The 3,975-nt window shown below is 71.4% G+C and carries 5 protein-coding genes; 1 reads left to right on the top strand and 4 read right to left on the bottom strand.

Translation table 11 applies throughout. The features are described 5' to 3' along the window. Window positions 1-49 precede the first annotated feature (49 nt). From AC1DU4_RS26130 to AC1DU4_RS26120, 3 genes are all read right to left on the bottom strand, one after another. Window positions 50-187, bottom strand: a complete 138-nt coding sequence (locus AC1DU4_RS26130) for a hypothetical protein (protein ID WP_169888241.1) — start codon at window positions 185-187, stop codon at window positions 50-52. A 180-nt stretch (window positions 188-367) separates the two neighbouring features. Next, window positions 368-2,164, bottom strand: coding sequence for a glycosyltransferase family protein (locus AC1DU4_RS26125; RefSeq protein WP_477844853.1), 1,797 nt, complete (start codon window positions 2,162-2,164; stop codon window positions 368-370). Between the two features lie 103 nt (window positions 2,165-2,267). Then, window positions 2,268-2,537 (bottom strand): helix-turn-helix domain-containing protein, encoded by a 270-nt coding sequence (locus AC1DU4_RS26120; RefSeq protein ID WP_477844851.1) that lies wholly within the window; start codon window positions 2,535-2,537, stop codon window positions 2,268-2,270. A 67-nt stretch (window positions 2,538-2,604) separates the two neighbouring features. Here AC1DU4_RS26120 and map point away from each other — a divergent pair, with 67 nt between their 5' ends. Further along, window positions 2,605-3,372 carry a type I methionyl aminopeptidase gene (map, locus tag AC1DU4_RS26115; RefSeq protein ID WP_477844856.1) on the top strand — a complete coding sequence of 256 codons (768 nt, stop codon included), beginning with the start codon at window positions 2,605-2,607 and terminating at the stop codon, window positions 3,370-3,372. 81 nt (window positions 3,373-3,453) lie between these two features. On the opposite strand, the gene AC1DU4_RS26110 is transcribed toward map, so the two are convergent. Beyond that, window positions 3,454-3,975, bottom strand: a 522-nt coding sequence (locus tag AC1DU4_RS26110) for an HNH endonuclease signature motif containing protein (protein ID WP_477844849.1), incomplete at its 5' end; no start/stop codon positions are given.

Raw genomic sequence — 3,975 nt, 5'->3', positions numbered from 1 at the left:
GGGTCAGGGCCGATGCGAGGGAGCGGGCCCTGACCCGCGTCCGCCGAGATCAGGAGTCGAAGTTGAATCCGCCGCCGCCACCGGCGCCGCCGGTCGCGCCGCCGCCCGCATTGCCGGTGGAGCCGGCGCCGAGGTCGCCGCCGAGCATCGCCGAGATCAGGGCCGAGAAGATTGCGGAGAAGGACATAGGCGCTCCTGCGTGTCACGTGATCGTTGGTCGACACCGGCTGGTGTCGGAGGCCATTGGACCGAGTGGCGACGGCCGGAGTCGAYGGATCGACCGCAAGTTAGGGGCCGATTAGGGGGCAGTCGGACATCCCCCTGTCCCTATGTCTTCCCCTAGCGGGTGGGGTGGGGAGGCCGGGGGTCACCGGGTGCCGGCGACCAGGCCGCGGACGTCCCAGACCCAGACGTCGCCGGCCTGGTGGCCGGGGTCGCCGAGCAGCCGCTGGACGGTCTGACGGAGCGCGGCCTCGTTGCTGCCGTGCGGCAGGACCATCACGTCCGCCCGCCAGAACCGCAGGTCGGCGACGGCCTGCCTGCGCTCCGCGTCGGTCACCGTGGGCACCACACCGGTCTTCTGGGTCTGCGCCAGCAGCAGCGCGGTCGGGCGGTCGTCGGGTCCGTACTTGGCCTTCTTCTCGGGGCCGACCGGGCCGACGAAGTAGCCGCCCGCCAGGGGGAAGCCGAAGTCGGCTTCGATCTGCCAGGTCAGGGCGCGGGCGTCCTCGGGCCGGGGCAGCGGGACGGTGACGACCGAGCCGGAGGAGACGTAGTCACGCCAGGTGCCGTCGGCGAAGAACTCCGGGGCCGGGGCCCGGTCGACGGAGGGCAGCGGCGTCGGGGTGAGGGGCAGCAGCGCGACCAGCAGGAGCAGCAGCCACGGCACGAGGGCGGCCCGCTGCCGCAGGGCCCGCTCGGTGGCCAGCGCCAGCAGTACCGCGATCGCGGGGATCGCGCCCATCGCGAACCGCGTCTCGAGCACGGACTCGAGCAGCGGCACCCGCTCGAGCCAGCTCCAGGGCAGGTCGATCCCGGTGCTGCCGCGGCCGACCGTCAGCTCGGCACCGAGGGAGAGCAGGCACATGACCGCGGTGGTGATCGCCGCCGCCCGGGCCGTCGGCGAGCGTCGCAGCCAGACCGCGGCGCCGGTGACCAGCGCGAGCAGCGGCCAGCCGAAGTAGGCGTTGTGCTCGGTGGGGTTGATGGCGACGTCCTGGCCCGGGCTGAGTTGTCCGCCGACGGACTGGGCGGGGAACTGCAGCAGCGCCTTGAGGTCGTTGCCCATCGGCCCGTGGTCGATGAACTCGTAGCTCTGCGGCCCGAAGAACTGCCACCACAGCGGGATCGCGGTGATCGCGAGCGCGATCGCGGCGGCGACCAGCAGGGGTTTGAGTGCGGTCCGGATCGTGGGCAGCGCCTGGCGGGGGTGTGCGGCGAGGTACGCCACGGTGAAGATGCCGAAGCCGATCGCGAGGATCAGCAGGGGTTCCTCGCCGAGCAGGATCTGCGCCGCGACCAGCACGCCGAGCAGGACCGTGGTGCGCGGGCCGGCGCCGCGGGCCAGGGCGACCACGCAGGCCAGGATCAGCGGCAGCAGGCCCATGGCGACGAAGTTGGGGTGGCCGTTGGCGTGCGAGATCATCGCGGGGGCGAATCCGCAGAACAGGCCGCCGATCACCGCCGCCGCCGTCGACTCGACGACGTACCGGGACAGCAGCCAGTACCAGGCGAAGGCGGTGCCGGCGAGCCCGGCGGTGAGGACCAGCGTCCAGGTGAACGTCGGGCCGAACAGCAGGGTGACTGGTGCGAGCGGCAGGCTGACGCCGAACATGGCCGTGTTGGCCATCAGGTTCACGCCCTGCGGGTAGTTCTGCAGTACGGTGCCGAGCGGATTCTGGAACTGGGTGACCGAGTGTGCGGCGACGGCGAAGAACCATTCCCACATTCGCTGGTCCTGGCCGCTGCCGACGAGGTAGCCGCTGGTCGGTGAGCGCCACTGCTGTTCCAGGACGTACACCGCGACCGCGGTGAACCCGAGCGCCGCGAGGAGGTCCGGCCTGCGCAGGCGCAGACGGCTGGGTGCCGGGGCGGCCGCGGTGGTGGCCGGCGTGAGGGTCGACGGCCCCGGGGTCAGATCGCCTGTTGTCTGCACCGAAGTCATCCACGCTCCTGTCCGAGATTGCGCCCACGACGCTCGCGGGACCCGTTGACGGTACGGGCGAACCCTGTGGGCTGACTGTGTCAGGTCCGGTGGGCGGTCCGCGTCAGGATGCGGCTTCGCGCTCCGGCGACGGCACGGCGAGCGCCTCGGCCACGCTGTCCAGCGACAGCCCGAGCACCTCGGCCACGGCGGCGATGGTGAAGAAGGCCGGTGTCGCGATGCGGCCGGTCTCGATCTTGCGCAGCGTCTCGACGGAGATCCCGGCGGTGAGCGCGACTTCGACCATGCTGGCCCCGCCGCGGGCCTCGCGCAGCAGTTCGCCGAGTCGTCGGCCCCGTTCGAGTTCCTCCGCCGTGAGCGGTACGCGCACCATAGTTGCCTATAGTAATACCGGTATAGTTATTGGTCTGATGGTTGTCGACGGGAAGGCGCTGAAACGGATGGTCGAGATCAAGACCGAGGGCGAGGTGAGCTCGATGAGGGCCGCGGGCCGGGTGGTCGCGGAGGCGTTGGCCGCGGCCCGGGGGGTGGCGGAGGTGGGGGTCCGCGTGAGCGAACTCGATGCCGCCGCGGCGGCGGTGATCCGGGCGGCCGGCGGAACCCCCGCCTTCCTCGGCTACCACCCCGACTGGGCCCCGACCCCGTTTCCCGGCGTCGTGTGTGCGAGCGTGAACGATGCTGTGGTACACGGGATCCCGTCCGACTACCGGCTGGCCGACGGTGACCTGGTGAGTCTGGACTGCGGCGCCTACCTCGACGGCTGGTGCGGCGACTCGGCCGTCAGCTTCGTCGTGGGCGCCGCCGATCCCGAGGACCTGCGGCTTATCGTGGCAACCGAGGAGGCGCTGGCCCGGGGTATCGAGGCCGCGCGGGTGGGGAACCGGATCGGCGACATCGCCGAGGCCATCGGGAGCTTCGCCCGGTCGCGGGGGTACGGCGTGCTCGCGGACCACGGCGGTCACGGGATCGGCCGGGCCATGCACGAGGAACCGCACGTGCCGAACGAGGGCAGGGCCGGTCGTGGCATGAAGCTGCGTGCCGGAATGGTGCTCGCACTGGAACCGATGCTCATCCGCGGCGGCAGCGACGACTACCGACACGATCGGGACGGGTGGACGCTGCGGACGCTCGGCGGGGAACGGGCGGCGCACAGCGAGCACACGGTCGCGATCACGGCGGACGGCCCACTGGTGCTGACGGCCGCGTGACGCGGCGCAGACCGGTTGCGGCCGAGTGGGTCTCGGCCACAACCGGTCTGGTTGTGGGTGAGTGTTCAGGCCTGTGCCTGGTCAGGCCCCGTGGATCACGCGCCGGTTGTGAGCCGGCCGGGGTCTTCGCGCCGGGTCCACCCAGGCGGGTGGGGTGAACCACGGGAACCCATCCGATTCGATCTGCACGGCCCAGTGGTTCTTGTGGATGATCGTGTGGTGCTTCTTGCAGAGCAGCACGAGGTTCGACAGCGCGGTCGGTCCGCCCTTGGACCAATGACAAATGTGGTGGGCGTCGGTCCACGCGGCGGGGCGGCCGCAGCCGGGGAACGCGCAGCCGCAGTCCCTGGCCACCAGGGCTTTCCGTAGTTTCGGGGAGATGATGCGGGTGGTGACGCCGACGTCGAGGGGGTTGCCTTCTCGGTCGACGAAGATCGCGGTGACCTGTGCGTCGCAGGAGATGCGCGCGGCGACGGCAGCGGAGACGGGTCCGGCCCAGGGCATGGTTGCGTGTCTTCTGCGGCGGTAGTCCCGCGGCGGCCGGACGTCTGAACAGCCGTCGTAGCGTCGGCGGCCGGACGTCTGAACAGCCGTCGTAGCGTC

The organism is Rhodococcus sp. P4_F5 (genome assembly GCF_056401315.1).
This window is presented reverse-complemented; position numbering and strand designations above follow the sequence as displayed.

Excerpts from the sequence above, each read along its gene's own strand:
- AC1DU4_RS26120 (WP_477844851.1), bottom strand. The coding sequence starts at position 2,537 with ATGGTGCGCGTACCGCTCACGGCGGAGGAACTCGAACGGGGCCGACGA.
- AC1DU4_RS26125 (WP_477844853.1), bottom strand. The coding sequence starts at position 2,164 with ATGACTTCGGTGCAGACAACAGGCGATCTGACCCCGGGGCCGTCGACC.
- AC1DU4_RS26130 (WP_169888241.1), bottom strand. The coding sequence starts at position 187 with ATGTCCTTCTCCGCAATCTTCTCGGCCCTGATCTCGGCGATGCTCGGC.
- map (WP_477844856.1), top strand. The coding sequence starts at position 2,605 with ATGGTCGAGATCAAGACCGAGGGCGAGGTGAGCTCGATGAGGGCCGCG.